The organism is bacterium, from assembly GCA_040756715.1.
GTDB lineage: Bacteria > UBA9089 > UBA9088 > UBA9088 > UBA9088 > JBFLYE01.
On record JBFLYE010000060.1, the window covers coordinates 1 to 12,008 of the forward strand.

Annotated in this window: 13 protein-coding genes and 1 tRNA gene; 6 read left to right on the forward strand and 8 right to left on the reverse strand. The window is 36.4% G+C overall.

Annotated elements, in window-relative coordinates; all coding sequences use genetic code 11:
- The 7 genes from AB1397_02495 to AB1397_02525 all read right to left on the reverse strand — a co-directional run.
- Window positions 1-1,090, reverse strand: a 1,090-nt coding sequence (locus AB1397_02495; GenBank protein ID MEW6481861.1) for a PKD domain-containing protein, incomplete at its 3' end; no start/stop codon positions are given.
- A 278-nt stretch (window positions 1,091-1,368) separates the two neighbouring features.
- Complete coding sequence (locus AB1397_02500; GenBank protein ID MEW6481862.1) at window positions 1,369-1,692, reverse strand: hypothetical protein; 324 nt, start codon at window positions 1,690-1,692, stop codon at window positions 1,369-1,371.
- Between the two features lie 57 nt (window positions 1,693-1,749).
- Complete coding sequence (locus AB1397_02505; GenBank protein ID MEW6481863.1) at window positions 1,750-1,944, reverse strand: hypothetical protein; 195 nt, start codon at window positions 1,942-1,944, stop codon at window positions 1,750-1,752.
- 422 nt (window positions 1,945-2,366) lie between these two features.
- Window positions 2,367-3,140: a glycosyltransferase family 2 protein gene (locus AB1397_02510; GenBank protein ID MEW6481864.1), complete on the reverse strand. Its 774-nt coding sequence runs from the start codon at window positions 3,138-3,140 to the stop codon at window positions 2,367-2,369.
- Window positions 3,106-4,116 (reverse strand): glycosyltransferase family 9 protein, encoded by a 1,011-nt coding sequence (locus tag AB1397_02515; protein MEW6481865.1) that lies wholly within the window; start codon window positions 4,114-4,116, stop codon window positions 3,106-3,108. Before AB1397_02515 ends, AB1397_02510 begins: the two co-directional genes overlap by 35 nt.
- Window positions 4,106-5,200 carry an O-antigen ligase family protein gene (locus AB1397_02520; GenBank protein MEW6481866.1) on the reverse strand — a complete coding sequence of 365 codons (1,095 nt, stop codon included), beginning with the start codon at window positions 5,198-5,200 and terminating at the stop codon, window positions 4,106-4,108. Before AB1397_02520 ends, AB1397_02515 begins: the two co-directional genes overlap by 11 nt.
- 394 nt (window positions 5,201-5,594) lie before the next feature.
- Window positions 5,595-5,667, reverse strand: a tRNA-Arg gene (locus tag AB1397_02525).
- 56 nt (window positions 5,668-5,723) lie between these two features.
- Between AB1397_02525 and tsaB the strand changes: the two genes are divergently transcribed.
- Genes tsaB through AB1397_02540 form a run of 3 tightly spaced genes read left to right on the forward strand, consistent with a single transcriptional unit; the run spans window position 5,724 to window position 8,666 of the window.
- Window positions 5,724-6,353, forward strand: coding sequence for a tRNA (adenosine(37)-N6)-threonylcarbamoyltransferase complex dimerization subunit type 1 TsaB (gene tsaB / locus AB1397_02530; protein ID MEW6481867.1), 630 nt, complete (start codon window positions 5,724-5,726; stop codon window positions 6,351-6,353).
- Complete coding sequence (gene rimI, locus AB1397_02535) at window positions 6,331-6,765, forward strand: ribosomal protein S18-alanine N-acetyltransferase (protein ID MEW6481868.1); 435 nt, start codon at window positions 6,331-6,333, stop codon at window positions 6,763-6,765. Before tsaB ends, rimI begins: the two co-directional genes overlap by 23 nt.
- On the forward strand, window positions 6,762-8,666 hold the full coding sequence (locus tag AB1397_02540; protein MEW6481869.1) for a DUF2723 domain-containing protein: 1,905 nt from the start codon (window positions 6,762-6,764) through the stop codon (window positions 8,664-8,666). Before rimI ends, AB1397_02540 begins: the two co-directional genes overlap by 4 nt.
- A gap of 135 nt (window positions 8,667-8,801) precedes the next feature.
- Here AB1397_02540 and AB1397_02545 read toward each other — a convergent pair whose 3' ends face one another.
- Window positions 8,802-9,755, reverse strand: coding sequence for a hypothetical protein (locus tag AB1397_02545; GenBank protein MEW6481870.1), 954 nt, complete (start codon window positions 9,753-9,755; stop codon window positions 8,802-8,804).
- Between the two features lie 61 nt (window positions 9,756-9,816).
- On the opposite strand from AB1397_02545, the gene AB1397_02550 reads away from it, so the two are divergent.
- The 3 genes from AB1397_02550 (at window position 9,817) to AB1397_02560 (ending at window position 11,697) form a co-directional block, all read left to right on the forward strand.
- Entirely contained in the window at window positions 9,817-10,179 is a 363-nt protein-coding gene (locus AB1397_02550) for a ribosomal-processing cysteine protease Prp (protein ID MEW6481871.1), read from the forward strand.
- 233 nt (window positions 10,180-10,412) lie between these two features.
- Window positions 10,413-10,817 carry a retroviral-like aspartic protease family protein gene (locus tag AB1397_02555; GenBank protein ID MEW6481872.1) on the forward strand — a complete coding sequence of 135 codons (405 nt, stop codon included), beginning with the start codon at window positions 10,413-10,415 and terminating at the stop codon, window positions 10,815-10,817.
- Between the two features lie 70 nt (window positions 10,818-10,887).
- Window positions 10,888-11,697: a cyclase family protein gene (locus AB1397_02560; protein MEW6481873.1), complete on the forward strand. Its 810-nt coding sequence runs from the start codon at window positions 10,888-10,890 to the stop codon at window positions 11,695-11,697.
- Window positions 11,698-12,008: the final 311 nt, after the last annotated feature.

Sequence of the window (12,008 nt, forward strand, 5' to 3'; positions counted from 1 at the left end):
TTCCAATGGTTTTTGGTCTTGTGATTACAAATCTTGCTTGAGTTTGTCCAGGGAATAAATGACCAATTGTCTTTGTTCCCTTAATCTGGTTATTTTCATCCAGGAAGATTACTTTGATAAGATTAGCCTCAGCTTTTCCAATGTTTTTAATAAATGCAGTTATTCTTACCCTTTGGTATTGCTTTATAATATGGGATGGAGAGACCTTTATCTTTTCTACGATAAGGTCGGGAAGGTTTTGGGGAAGAAGATTAAAGATTGTGGTAGCATAGTTTCCGTAAGCATCCCTTGCAGTAATTATCTTTGTGCAAGGGGGTTGGGTGTTGACCATAAAGGTTGTGGAGAAGGTGCCATTGGCATTGCTTATTGTGGTTGTGATTGTAAGATGGGTGCCAAAGTCAATGCTTACCAATCCCGAACCTCCAAACCCTAATCCGGTAATGGTTATTATTTCTCCTATATAGCCTGATTTGGGGGCTATTTCAATCTCTGGCTTTACTTCACTTATGGTAATTATTGCAGTTGCACTTGTGCTTCCTCCATCATCATCAGTTGCGATTAGAGGGATTGGATAAATTCCTACATTTGTATAGGTATGGGTTGGGTTTTGTTCACTTGATGTTCCTAAATCACCAAAGTCCCAGAGAAAGGTTATAGGGTCTGTATCAAATACCTCTGCGATAAATTGGATTGGGTAGTTTACCTTTCCCTGGCTTGGAGAGGATAGGGTTATTTGGGGATTTAAGTTTAGTATAGTTATGGTTGTTTGTGTTTCTGCCTCTCCCTGATCATTATCAATTACCCTTAAGGTTAAAGAGCCAATGTAGTCATCATCGATTACAATGGTTGTCATTGAGCCATCGTAGGATATTCCATCTATCTCCCAGATATAGGTTGTAATTGTCCCATCTAGGTCATAAGAGCTTGAGCCATCTAAGCTTATTGGCATTCCTTCATAGCCAGTATATCTTCCAGTTATAATTGGAACCGGTAGCTTATTCTCTACACTTCCACAAGACCAGAATATTCCCTTTACCTTTTCTTCTATTTGCCTTAAGCCTTTTATTTCTTCTTTCTTTATTTCCCTCATATCTATTCCCTTTATCTGCTCAAGCTCTAAGGTTTCTAGGTCTAGGGTATAGGCAGTATTATAGTTAATTCCATAACGCTTTACAAAATGTATGTGTTTAGATAATCTTAAGGAAAACTTTATAAAATTATGAATTTTGAATGTTGAATTTTGAATTAAAAGGGAAAAAATTTTATAAAACTTAAACCTTCAATTCAAAATTCAAAATTTAGAATTCAAAATTTCTTAAAAGGTGGATGAATTTTTAACAGATAAACACAACCCTATCTATTTTTGCACTAAGTAATGGAAGATACTATAAAGTAAAGAAAGGCAAGGGAATTTCCATCGGGAGAGAATACCAGCCTTGTTCCCTCCACTACCTTTGTTTGTTTGCTTCCATCCCTTCGCATTAAATAGATAATGTTTCCTGAGGAATAGGCAATTCTTTCTCCACTGGGTGAGAAGAGAGGCTCAACATCATCTACTTCATTGCTGGTTAGTTGCCTAATGTTTGTTCCATCTTTGTTCATTAGGAATATCTCATAGTCAGAACCCTGTTTGGCAAAGGCAATCTCTTGACCACGGGGAGAAAATGCAGGATATTCCCCCTCTCCTACCATTGTTTCATCTGTTCCATCAAGGTTTATGGTATAAATATAATTATCCCTTTACAAATATTAGCTTAGTTCCATATACATTCCAATGGGGATATTTTCCATCATAAATGAACCATCATTACCTGACATATCAGTTCTTATGGGTATCCCATCCTTTAATAGCTTAACCCTTACTCCACTAATCCCAGTTGTTCCTGAGCTTATCTTTCCACTTAGGTTTCCAAAGGATGTTTTGGTTAAAGGACGAATTCCCAAAAGTTGGATGATTAAACTTGGGTCTTTGATTATATATGGGGTATCGGTAAGCCTTTGTAGATTTGTCCCATCAGGGTTTACGATATAAATGTCATAGCTAATTTGTTGCCTAACGCTACATTATTTGATAAAATATGTAGCGTATGCAGATTAAAATTCATAAGAATGCTCGTACAACTTTAGCCATTAAGAATATAAAAAATAACCTCCTTGACAAAATATAAGAGTATAATAAATAGTAAGCTATTAGAGTTTGTTGATGACTATAATCAAAATAAAAGGCTTAGGAGTTTGGGAGATAAAACCCCTGCTCAATACCTAAAAGATAAAAAAAATATTATCATACAACATATCGTTAGCTAACATTAACCGTAATAGCAGTATCTTGCATAAATCTTCAGACTAAAATCTAAAACCTTAAATCATTTTTGTAATGTCATCTTGTCTTTTTCCCATATTTTTGCATACTTTATAAGCCGATGAAAGGATGAAAACAATGCCCAGAGAAGGCCTGGGATTCCATCCAAGAAGCCTAATTTAAAGATATACCTCTTTATAAAATCAAAAACACAAAGAATTACCTGAAAAACCAATACCAATCCTTTACTTTTGACTTTTGACTTTTGACTTTTGACTTTTTTTTCTGCCTCCAATGTTGAATATTGATTAAACCTTTCAAAATAATCGCTAATATCTTTATAGCTATAATGCAAAATTGGGTTTTTAAGTTTCCCTATCTTTCCATCCACAATTACCTTTTCATGGATTATATCATCAGAAAACTTAGCTTTTTCCTTTCTAAATAACCTTATCTGCTTATCAGAACATCCCCCAAATCTTAAGAATTTCCCCAGAAAAAATAGCCTTCTGGGAATATAATAAGCCTCCTCCTTCCTGACTTCTGACTTTAATAATATTATCTCCTCCCTTAATTCAGGGCTTACCCTCTCATCCGCATCAATGCTTAATACCCAATTAAGGCTTGCCAATTGCCTGGCATATTCCTTCTGAGGCCCATACCCTTGCCACTTTTTTTGAAATATCTTGTCGGTATATTCTTTGGCAATCTCTAGGGTTTTGTCATTTGAGCCAGAATCAACGATTACAATCTCATCTGCCCATTTAACAGATTCCAAGCAATCCCTTATATTTTTTTCTTCGTTATAGGTGATTACGATGCAAGAGATTGAGTTCATTGATTGTTTTTTCAATTATTTCAAGGTATCTTGTCTTATCTACACCCTTTATACAAAGATAATCCTTGCATTTTTTCACATTACACTTTTCTTTACAACCAGGGTCATACTCAATAAATCGGTGCAGCCGATTATTTGGTGGTGTCCAGTTATAGGGGTTTGTCTTTCCAAAGACAATGACGGTTGGGATATCACATGATGTAGCAATATGTTTTAATCCATTATCGCATCCAATATAAAGATTAAACCCTTTAATTACCGCCCTTGCCTTTTTTAGGGAGAAAACCTGGCAATCAAAAACACTTTCTTTAAACCTCATTTTTTCTTTTACTTCAAGTGCATAAGATTCCTCACCCGGGCCATATAGCAAAACTATTTTTGCCCTGTATTTTTCAATTAAGGAATCGGCAATAAATCCAAATCTCTCCGCTGGCCAGCGATTGTATTCCATAGAGGCAACCGCGCAAAGACCAATAATAAAGCCATTTGCTCTCTTTGGCTCTTCATCTTTGCAAAAAAATTCAAGCCTACAATCTTCTTCATATATTCCAAGGGGTTTCAATAAATCCAATTTATCAAGGCAAGAATAGCGATTTTTGTCACCACTTAAGGAAACCTTTACATTATAGACAAAAGACCTTACTCGAAAATTCCAACCAACCTTTGTCTTTGCTCCGGTTAAGAGAGTTATTAAAGCGCTCCTGGGATTTGAAAAAAAATCAATCACTAGGTCAAATTTCATCCTGCGAAGCCTTAAAATAAAGCTTATATATTCAAGCAAATTCCATCTTCGGTTATAAACCAATACCTCATCTACATATGGGTTTTCTTCAAATATTTCATTTGCGGGAGCCTCAGTGAGAAATACAACCCTTGCATTTTTGAACCTATTTTTAATTGCCCTAACCGCAGGTGTAGTCAATAAACAATCGCCAATCTTTCTTAATTGGATAAGGAGGATTCTTTTAGGCTCCATTTTCTCTATTGATTACCACAAAAAGCCCCAGAAGAAACCAGAAAAGATAACCCAAATTTCCCACATATGTCGTATCAACCAAGCTATGGACAAGCCAGTCGATGAGGGAGGCACAAAGACCAAATTTTAAGACAAAATGCTCTTCATTCTTAAGGGCTTTGAAACAAAACCTTATAATTGCAACCAATAGCCAGATAAACGCAGATAAACTTAATAACCCTCCCTTTACACCTATCTCCAAGAAATTGTTATGATAGTGACGGATCTGGCGATTACCCTTGTAGATTGTCTCAATGCCTGCTGGTCCTATACCAAATAAAGGATTATCTTTAATTATCTCTAATCCCTCTTTCCAGATATATATCCTTTCTAAGTTTGGAAAGTAGTTGGGATTGGATGTTTGGATTAACCTCTGGTTAATAGGAAGGATAAAGCTAAATAGCAAAAAAATCAAAAGAAAGAGTAATACCCTTTTTTCCCACAGAGACATAAATATAATAGCTATAATCACGCCAAAATATGCCCCCCTTGTAGAGGTAAGGAGGAGGAGGATAAGAAGAAAAAAGGAGATGACAGAAAAACCAATCCTCTGAACCTTTAAGGAGGCGATAAAACACATACAAATCCCAAGAGGAACAAGCATTCCACAGGCTCCCCCCAAGCTGCGATTAAAAGATAATCTCTTTTCACTTAAGTGAAATGCTTCTATTGCAAATGTATATATTGCACCTATTCCTGCTCCAATTAGGGTCAGATAGATAAGCCTCTTTGCCCATTTGCTCTCAGAGACCCCAATAGTTACAAGATAATAGACCAAAATCTTTCTTGCAATTGACTCTGTTTTAAGAAGGGAAGCCATAGGGGATTGGGAAAATAGACTCGAGAGAATAAGGGCTATAATAAAGCATAGAATGGGGAGATTAAATGGAATCCCCTTAAGCCTTTTGTAATCAAGAAAAAACAAGGGGATTAAACCAAGGATTCCAAGGCATATACTTCCTACTTGCAAGGATGTAGAGGTAGTTGCAAAAGTGCTATAGATTATCAATCCAAATAGGATTATTCTTTGAAGAGCCCTTTTCATTTCTAGCAAGAGCCTTTTTCTAAAAACCTTCTTTTTCCCTCAAGGAAAAGCCTATCTTTTAGGTGAATCTCCCTTAAGCCCTTTTTAAGTTCAATCATTGTAGAAAGCCCAGCAAAGGGAATTTCTATATCCTCAATCTTTTCAATTTTTGGGGTAAGTTCTTTAATCTCGTCTTCTCCTCAAGGTCTTTTTGGGCCTCTTCAAATGACAAAAAGGGATATAACCATATGGATAAAAAACTTTGCTTGCCAAAAGATTATGCTTTTTAAGAGAGGCTTCAAAATCTTTAAGCATTTTGAAAACCCTCTCTTTTTGAAACCCCCTTTCATACATCTCTTTATATAAATCAAGCCTTGCTCTGAGAAAATCCTTATATTTTTTAATCATTTGAAACCACGCCTGGGCCGACTTGAACGGCCAACCATCTGCTTAGAAGGCAGATGCTCTTCCATTTGAGCTACAGGCGCCTTTTAAAATTATATCATTATTGCTTTTGATTAGGCAAGTAAGGTAAAATATTTTAATGAAGGCATTAGGAATAGAGACATCAACCCCAATTGGAAGTATTGCCATTGTGAACGAAAAAAATATCATTGCATCCTCTATATTTTCCTCAAATGTTCTAAATTATGGAGAATGGCTTGGTTTAGAAATCAAGCACCTCCTTTCCATTTCAAATACATCCATTTCTGATATAGGGCTTATTGCTGTCTCATCTGGACCAGGCTCATTTAGCGGCTTAAGGACAGGCATGGCATTTGGATATGGTATATCAAAGGGTCTTAATATTCCTGTTGTCTCTGTTGCTACCCTTGATGGCCTATCCTTTCATTTTATTGAGGATGAAAGGCAGGTCTGTCCAATCATAGATGCAAAGAGAAAAAGGATTTATACAGCCTTATATAAGAAAAAGAGAAAGATTTCTGATTATATAACCTGCACAATAGATGACCTATTCCCCTTAATCAGGGAAGAAACCATTTTTCTAGGTGATGGTGCCTTGCTTTATAAAGACCTAATAAGAGAAGGCCTTGGAAACCTTGCCCATTTTGCCCTTTCTTTCAAAAATATACCCCTTTCAATAAACATTGCATTTCTTGGGGTTGAATACTTTAAAAAGGGAAAGATAAATGACGGGTGTATCTATCCATAAGCTTACCCATAATGACCTAAAAGAGGTGCTAGAGATAGAAAATTTGTCATTCAAAGACCCCTGGACAAAAGGGATGTTTGAGGAGGAAATGAAAAATGGGAATTTTTATGTGGCAAAAGAGGGAGAAAAAATTATCGGATATGGTGGATTTAGGATGATAGAAGATGAAGTATCCCTGGTTAATCTTGCCATTCATCCATTGTTCAGAAGAAGGGGTATTGGCTCTTTTCTTTTATTACATCTTATAGAAATGGCAAAGGTAAAAAAAGGAGAAATGATGTTCCTTGAGGTAAGAAGGTCAAACATTTCTGCAATCTCATTCTATCATAAGCACAATTTTAAGGAGAGAGGGGTAAGAAAGGGTTATTATGAAGATAGGGAGGATGCCATTGTAATGGCTTGTAAGCTATGAAAAGAATTTTATCGCTCTTTGCCTTCTTTATCCCCTTTATTGTCTATCTAAAAACCCTATCTCCCACCCTTACATTTGGTGATTCGGGAGACCATGTAACCTGTGGATACATCTTTGGTCTTGCCCATCCCTCTGGCTATTGCCTCTATACAATCATTACAAAGCTTGCAGCCTATATCCCAATCTCAAACATTGCAATGAGGATGGGCTTTATTACCATTACAATTTCAAGCTGTGCAATTTTTATCTCATTTCTCCTTTTAGAACATATTCTAAAACACCCCGTCCCTTCGGGACACCCCTCTAAAAGAGGGGAAGACCAATATATTGCTTTTTCCTCCTCCCTTATCTTTGCATTTTCAAGCACATTCTGGAAAATCTCAGGCTATATAAAAATTTATTCTTTATTTGTCCTCTTTGTCTCCCTATGCTTTTACATTTGCCTTATCTGGCATAGACAGAAAAAGAAGAAATATCTTTATCTCCTTGCCTTTATTTATGGATTGGCTGTTTCAAACCATAACCTCTCTGCTACCATCTTTCCCTCGTTATTCTACCTTGTCTTTACAACCGACAAAAAAATTTTTAAGCCAAAAATTCTCTTCAACCTTTTTCTCTTATTCCTCCTTGGATTTTCAATTTATCTCTATCTTCTCATAAGAGTAATAGCAAGACCAGAGATTGATTGGGGATTTCCTATTACAATGAAGGCATTTGTTGATTATATAACCATAGCAATGGCAAGGGAGAAAATGTTTGAGCAATTCTTCTTTAAGAATCTGGGTGAGCATATAGGTGTGGTGATAAGGCAATTTTCATTTTTGCTTATCCTTGCAATCCCTGGGGCGATAAGGCTTTTTAAGGAAAGGAGGCTTTTTTTCTTTATTTTTCTTACCATTATTGTCAATTCTTATTTCGGGCTTTCTGTCTATGCAAAGATTTCAGAGTTGGTTGATATGGAATCATATAACCTTCCCACATTTCTCTCTCTTTCAATTTTAATAGGCTTTGGAATGAAATATATAATTGAGCATTTTAAAAAAGTGCCATCCTTTGTTCTTATTCCATTGTTTATTGTTCCATTGTTATTTAATTACCATTCTTGCGATTTTTCAAGGTATTATTTTGCCTATGATTTTGGAAGGAATCTTTTAAAACCCCTTAAGAATAAAGCTATTCTCTTTGATAGAATTGACCTTGAGGTATTTCCTCTATGGTATTTTCAATGCGTCGAGGAGACAAGAAGGGATGTTGCCATAATCCCCATACATTTTTTACAAAGACCCTGGTTTATGGAAAAGATAATTAAAGAACACCCCTGGATTTCCTCCCCTAGGATAGAAGAAATTTTCAAAACAATGGATAAGATATGGGCTGAAAGCCGGGAGATAATGGGAATGTATGAGAAGACAATGGAGGCAATTATTCAAAGCAATCAAGACAAATTTCCCATTTATTACACATTCTTTAGAAAGGATGAGAGGATAGATACGCCATATATTGACCGAATAGAGAAGGATGGGCTTATTTACAGGCTAAAGATTGGAATCTCTTCGTCAATTCTTCCCAAGAATGCTTATAGATTTTCTTACCGCGGTGTATTTGATAAAACAAACAAAGAGGTTTGGGCAAGGGAGATAATTTATCGCTATTCATATTACCATGCTGACCTTGGTCAGTACTACCTCAATTCTGGAAAGACAGATGAGGCAATAAAAGAGCTTGAGATGGCTCTTAAGTTTGACCCAAATAATGCAAGCTATATGGGTGTTCTAGGTGCAACCTATGGTCTAGCGGGAAGATTTAAGGATGCGGTTTCTGTTTTAGAAAAAGCATTAGAAAAAGAGCCAAATAATGAGGTCTTTAAAGAATACCTTGATATGGCAAGAAAGAGGCTGTAGGAATTTGTATATATGTTTAGGTGGTTAAAATTCATTCTCTTTTTAAGAAATTTTGAATTTTACTGAAAATCATAATTCAAAATTCAACATTCAAAATTCATAATTTTATAAAGATTAGCTTAAACACCATACCATTTATCTTCCCTTAAAGGCTAGAAAAACAACCAAGAAATAAAGCAGGGTAAAGATAATACCGTGTAGCCTTGTAAGCCTTCTTAATAAAAGATTGGCTGTGGCAAATAGGGTTAAACCACTCATCATTAGAAATTGGAGATTAAGGATTCCTGTAATTTCCGAATTACCCTTTAAAAACCCAATAATGCCTAATGTTCCAATCATGAGGCTATTGTGATTTACCTTTGTTCCAATAAAATTGCAAATAGATATCTCAGCCAAAGAACCATTTCTCATCACCGTTATATATGCGGTAAGCTTTTCAGGGATTTCTGAGGCAATTGGTCCAATGATGATGGCAACAGTTATCGGGCTTATCCCAAGTTTATGAGACATTTTAATCATCACATCAACAAATGGATGGGAGGCAAAGAATACGATTATTCCGCCAATTATCAAAAACAAAAAACCCCTCTTTATACTTTCTTTCTTTCCTCTCTCCTCCTCTTTGTGTTTTGTGGAATGATGTGCCACTTGGATGACATAAGCAAAGAAAAGGCAAATCAATATGATGCTATCCTTAAGGTCTAGCCCCTTTCCATGCCAAATAAGGAATAGAGCAATAATGGCTGTAGCCCCTAAGTAAATCGTATCTATATGTGTATTGTGTGAAAGGGAGATTGTTTTTACCGGCTTTCTGCTTATTGTGGTAGAAACCAAGATAACCGAGCCATAACCCAATGTTATTAGCAAAGAGCAAGCACCAATGGTTGACCCAATAGCAACATCATAGTTTCCCTTGATTGATGCCCAGATAACAAACATATACTCGGGAAGGGTTCCAATTAAAGCAAGGAAGATTGAACCAACCAGATTAACACCATATCTCTTTGCAAGGCTTTCAGAGCCATAGCTAAGAATTGCCGAAGCAAATATGATGATTACTAAAAGGGCAAAAAAATGAAAGAATACCATTTAAGCTAAAAGCTTAAACTATTAAGTATGAAAAAGTCTAGGATTTTTGTATAATTTTGCTATGATTAGGATAAAGCTCTTAAGGAATAAGGACAAAAAAATAATTTCCTTCTCTTGTTCTGGTCATTCATTTTATAAGAAAAGGGGAGAGGATATAATATGTGCGGGTGTCTCTGCTATTTTACAAACCGCCCTTCTTGGGCTTTCAGAATACCTTAATTTAAAGCTTGATGTAAAGAAAAAAGATGGATTTCTTGAGGTAAAACTCTGCTCTCCTCCTCCAAAAGAGGCATTATCAATCCTTGAGACAATGAGGCTTGGCATTTATGGAATTTGTGAGAAATACCCCGGGTATATTGAGATTGTAGAAAAAAGGGAAGAAGGGGCTCCTTGCAAAGAATTACTTGCAAATTTAAAGGATTAGTGGTAAAATAAAAATAGGGTGAGAAGATGAAGAAATGCCTTTTGTTTGGGCTTCTCATCCAAAATGGAGGGAGATAGATGTGGCTTTGAAGGGGTGTTGGGTAGCTATAAATTTTAAATGACTTGAATTCTGGGGCAGATGCTTTTAGAGAGATGGTAATAAAAAGGGGAAGAATAATCTATGAAAGAAAACCTTGAGCTTGCCATAAAAATTTTAAAACGAGGTAAGTAATTATGGGTAAGGTGATTGAGAGGGTCAAAATGTGGAATGTGTGGGAAGAAGAGCAAATAAAAGAGGGCAGGTCTTTGCCCCTTGAGGTAGAGGCTATCATTGACACCGGTGCTACTCGGGTGTTACTACCTATTGATTTGGTTAAGCGTCTGGGTCTTAAGTTCTCAGGAAGAACAAAGGTCCGATATGCCGATGGAAGGATAGAGGAGAAAGATGTGGCCTTTGGTTTAAGAATTGAAATCCTTGGACGAGATACTGAATCCATGGTTGTCATCGAAAAGGAGGGTGTAAAACCCTTGCTTGGTCAGATTGTCCTTGAGGATACCGACCTTTTGGTAGACTGCAAAACAGGTAAAGTTATTCCCAATCCCGCATCCCCCGATATGCCGCTTTTAGAAGAGCTTTAGAAATCAAGAATTTTGTTGCAAATTTGAGGGATTAAGGTAAAATATAATGTAAATTGGAATTAAATAAACGATGATTATTGACTTAAGCTTGCCACTTTCTCCCATTGGCCCTGAGCATGATCAGCCAAAGATAGGTTATACAGACCACAAAAAGGGTGCATTCTTTCTTGGTCTGGCTGGATTGCTTTATAAAAAAGAGGGTGTCTTAAAAAGGCTTTTTCTTTGGCTTATTGGAAAATATAGAATAAAAGTAAATGAATGGCCTGAGGGAATAGGTTTAGCCTTTGAGGAGGTAAAAATGGACACCCACGCAGGAACCCATCTTGATGCACCCTGGCACTTTGGTCCATTATGTGAAGGAAAGAAGGCAAAGACAATCGATGAGATTCCTTTGGAATGGTGCTTCTCTGATGGTGTTGTCTTAGATTTAAGGCACAAAGAAGAGGGCTCTCTCATTATGCCCAAAGACATTGAAGATAGCCTAAAAAAAATAAACTATGAAATCAAGGCCTATGACATTGTCCTTATTATGACCGGCGCTGATAAGCTCCATCCCGATAAAAGATACCTTAAAGATTATCCAGGGATGAGCAGGGAGGCAACATTATGGTTGGTAGAAAAAGGGGTAAAAATTATTGGGACAGATGCGGTTGGATTTGACAGGGGATGGGGTGTAATGTTCTCTGAATATATAGAAAAGAGGGATAAGAATCTTCTTTGGCCTGCACACTTTGCCGGAAGGGAAAAAGAATACTGCCACATCGAGAAGATGGCAAATTTAGATAAGATTCCAAAGCCCTTTGGTTTTAAGATCGCCTGTTTTCCGGTAAAGGTAGAAAAGGCAAGTGCTGGTTGGTGCAGGGCTGTGGCGATAATATGAATTTTGAGCTTAAAAGATATTTCTGGGATGTTAAAATCAAAAATATAAAAGAATATCCGGTTTTTGTTATTAATAGGCTACTTGAGTATGGAGATAGAGAAGCAATAGACTTTCTTCTTTCCAATTTTAAAAAAGACAAGATCAAAAATGTTCTTAAGAACTCCCGCTCTCTTTCTAAAAAGAGTGACTGCGTCTCTGTACATGGTATCCATTTTTATCCCATACAAGGGATCTTTCTAATTCATCTAATATGGGTGGAGAGATTTAAGTATTCCTGGATTAAACCTTGTTTTGGATGAAGAAATCAAGAT

Coding starts and splice junctions, on each gene's coding strand:
- rimI (MEW6481868.1), top strand. CDS start 6,331: ATGACGGGTGTATCTATCCATAAGCTTACCCATAATGACCTAAAAGAG.
- AB1397_02545 (MEW6481870.1), bottom strand. CDS start 9,755: ATGGTATTCTTTCATTTTTTTGCCCTTTTAGTAATCATCATATTTGCT.
- AB1397_02555 (MEW6481872.1), top strand. CDS start 10,413: ATGGGTAAGGTGATTGAGAGGGTCAAAATGTGGAATGTGTGGGAAGAA.
- AB1397_02540 (MEW6481869.1), top strand. CDS start 6,762: ATGAAAAGAATTTTATCGCTCTTTGCCTTCTTTATCCCCTTTATTGTC.
- AB1397_02515 (MEW6481865.1), bottom strand. CDS start 4,116: ATGGAGCCTAAAAGAATCCTCCTTATCCAATTAAGAAAGATTGGCGAT.
- AB1397_02500 (MEW6481862.1), bottom strand. CDS start 1,692: ATGGTAGGAGAGGGGGAATATCCTGCATTTTCTCCCCGTGGTCAAGAG.
- AB1397_02550 (MEW6481871.1), top strand. CDS start 9,817: ATGATTAGGATAAAGCTCTTAAGGAATAAGGACAAAAAAATAATTTCC.
- AB1397_02510 (MEW6481864.1), bottom strand. CDS start 3,140: ATGAACTCAATCTCTTGCATCGTAATCACCTATAACGAAGAAAAAAAT.
- AB1397_02520 (MEW6481866.1), bottom strand. CDS start 5,200: ATGAAAAGGGCTCTTCAAAGAATAATCCTATTTGGATTGATAATCTAT.
- AB1397_02560 (MEW6481873.1), top strand. CDS start 10,888: ATGATTATTGACTTAAGCTTGCCACTTTCTCCCATTGGCCCTGAGCAT.
- tsaB (MEW6481867.1), top strand. CDS start 5,724: ATGAAGGCATTAGGAATAGAGACATCAACCCCAATTGGAAGTATTGCC.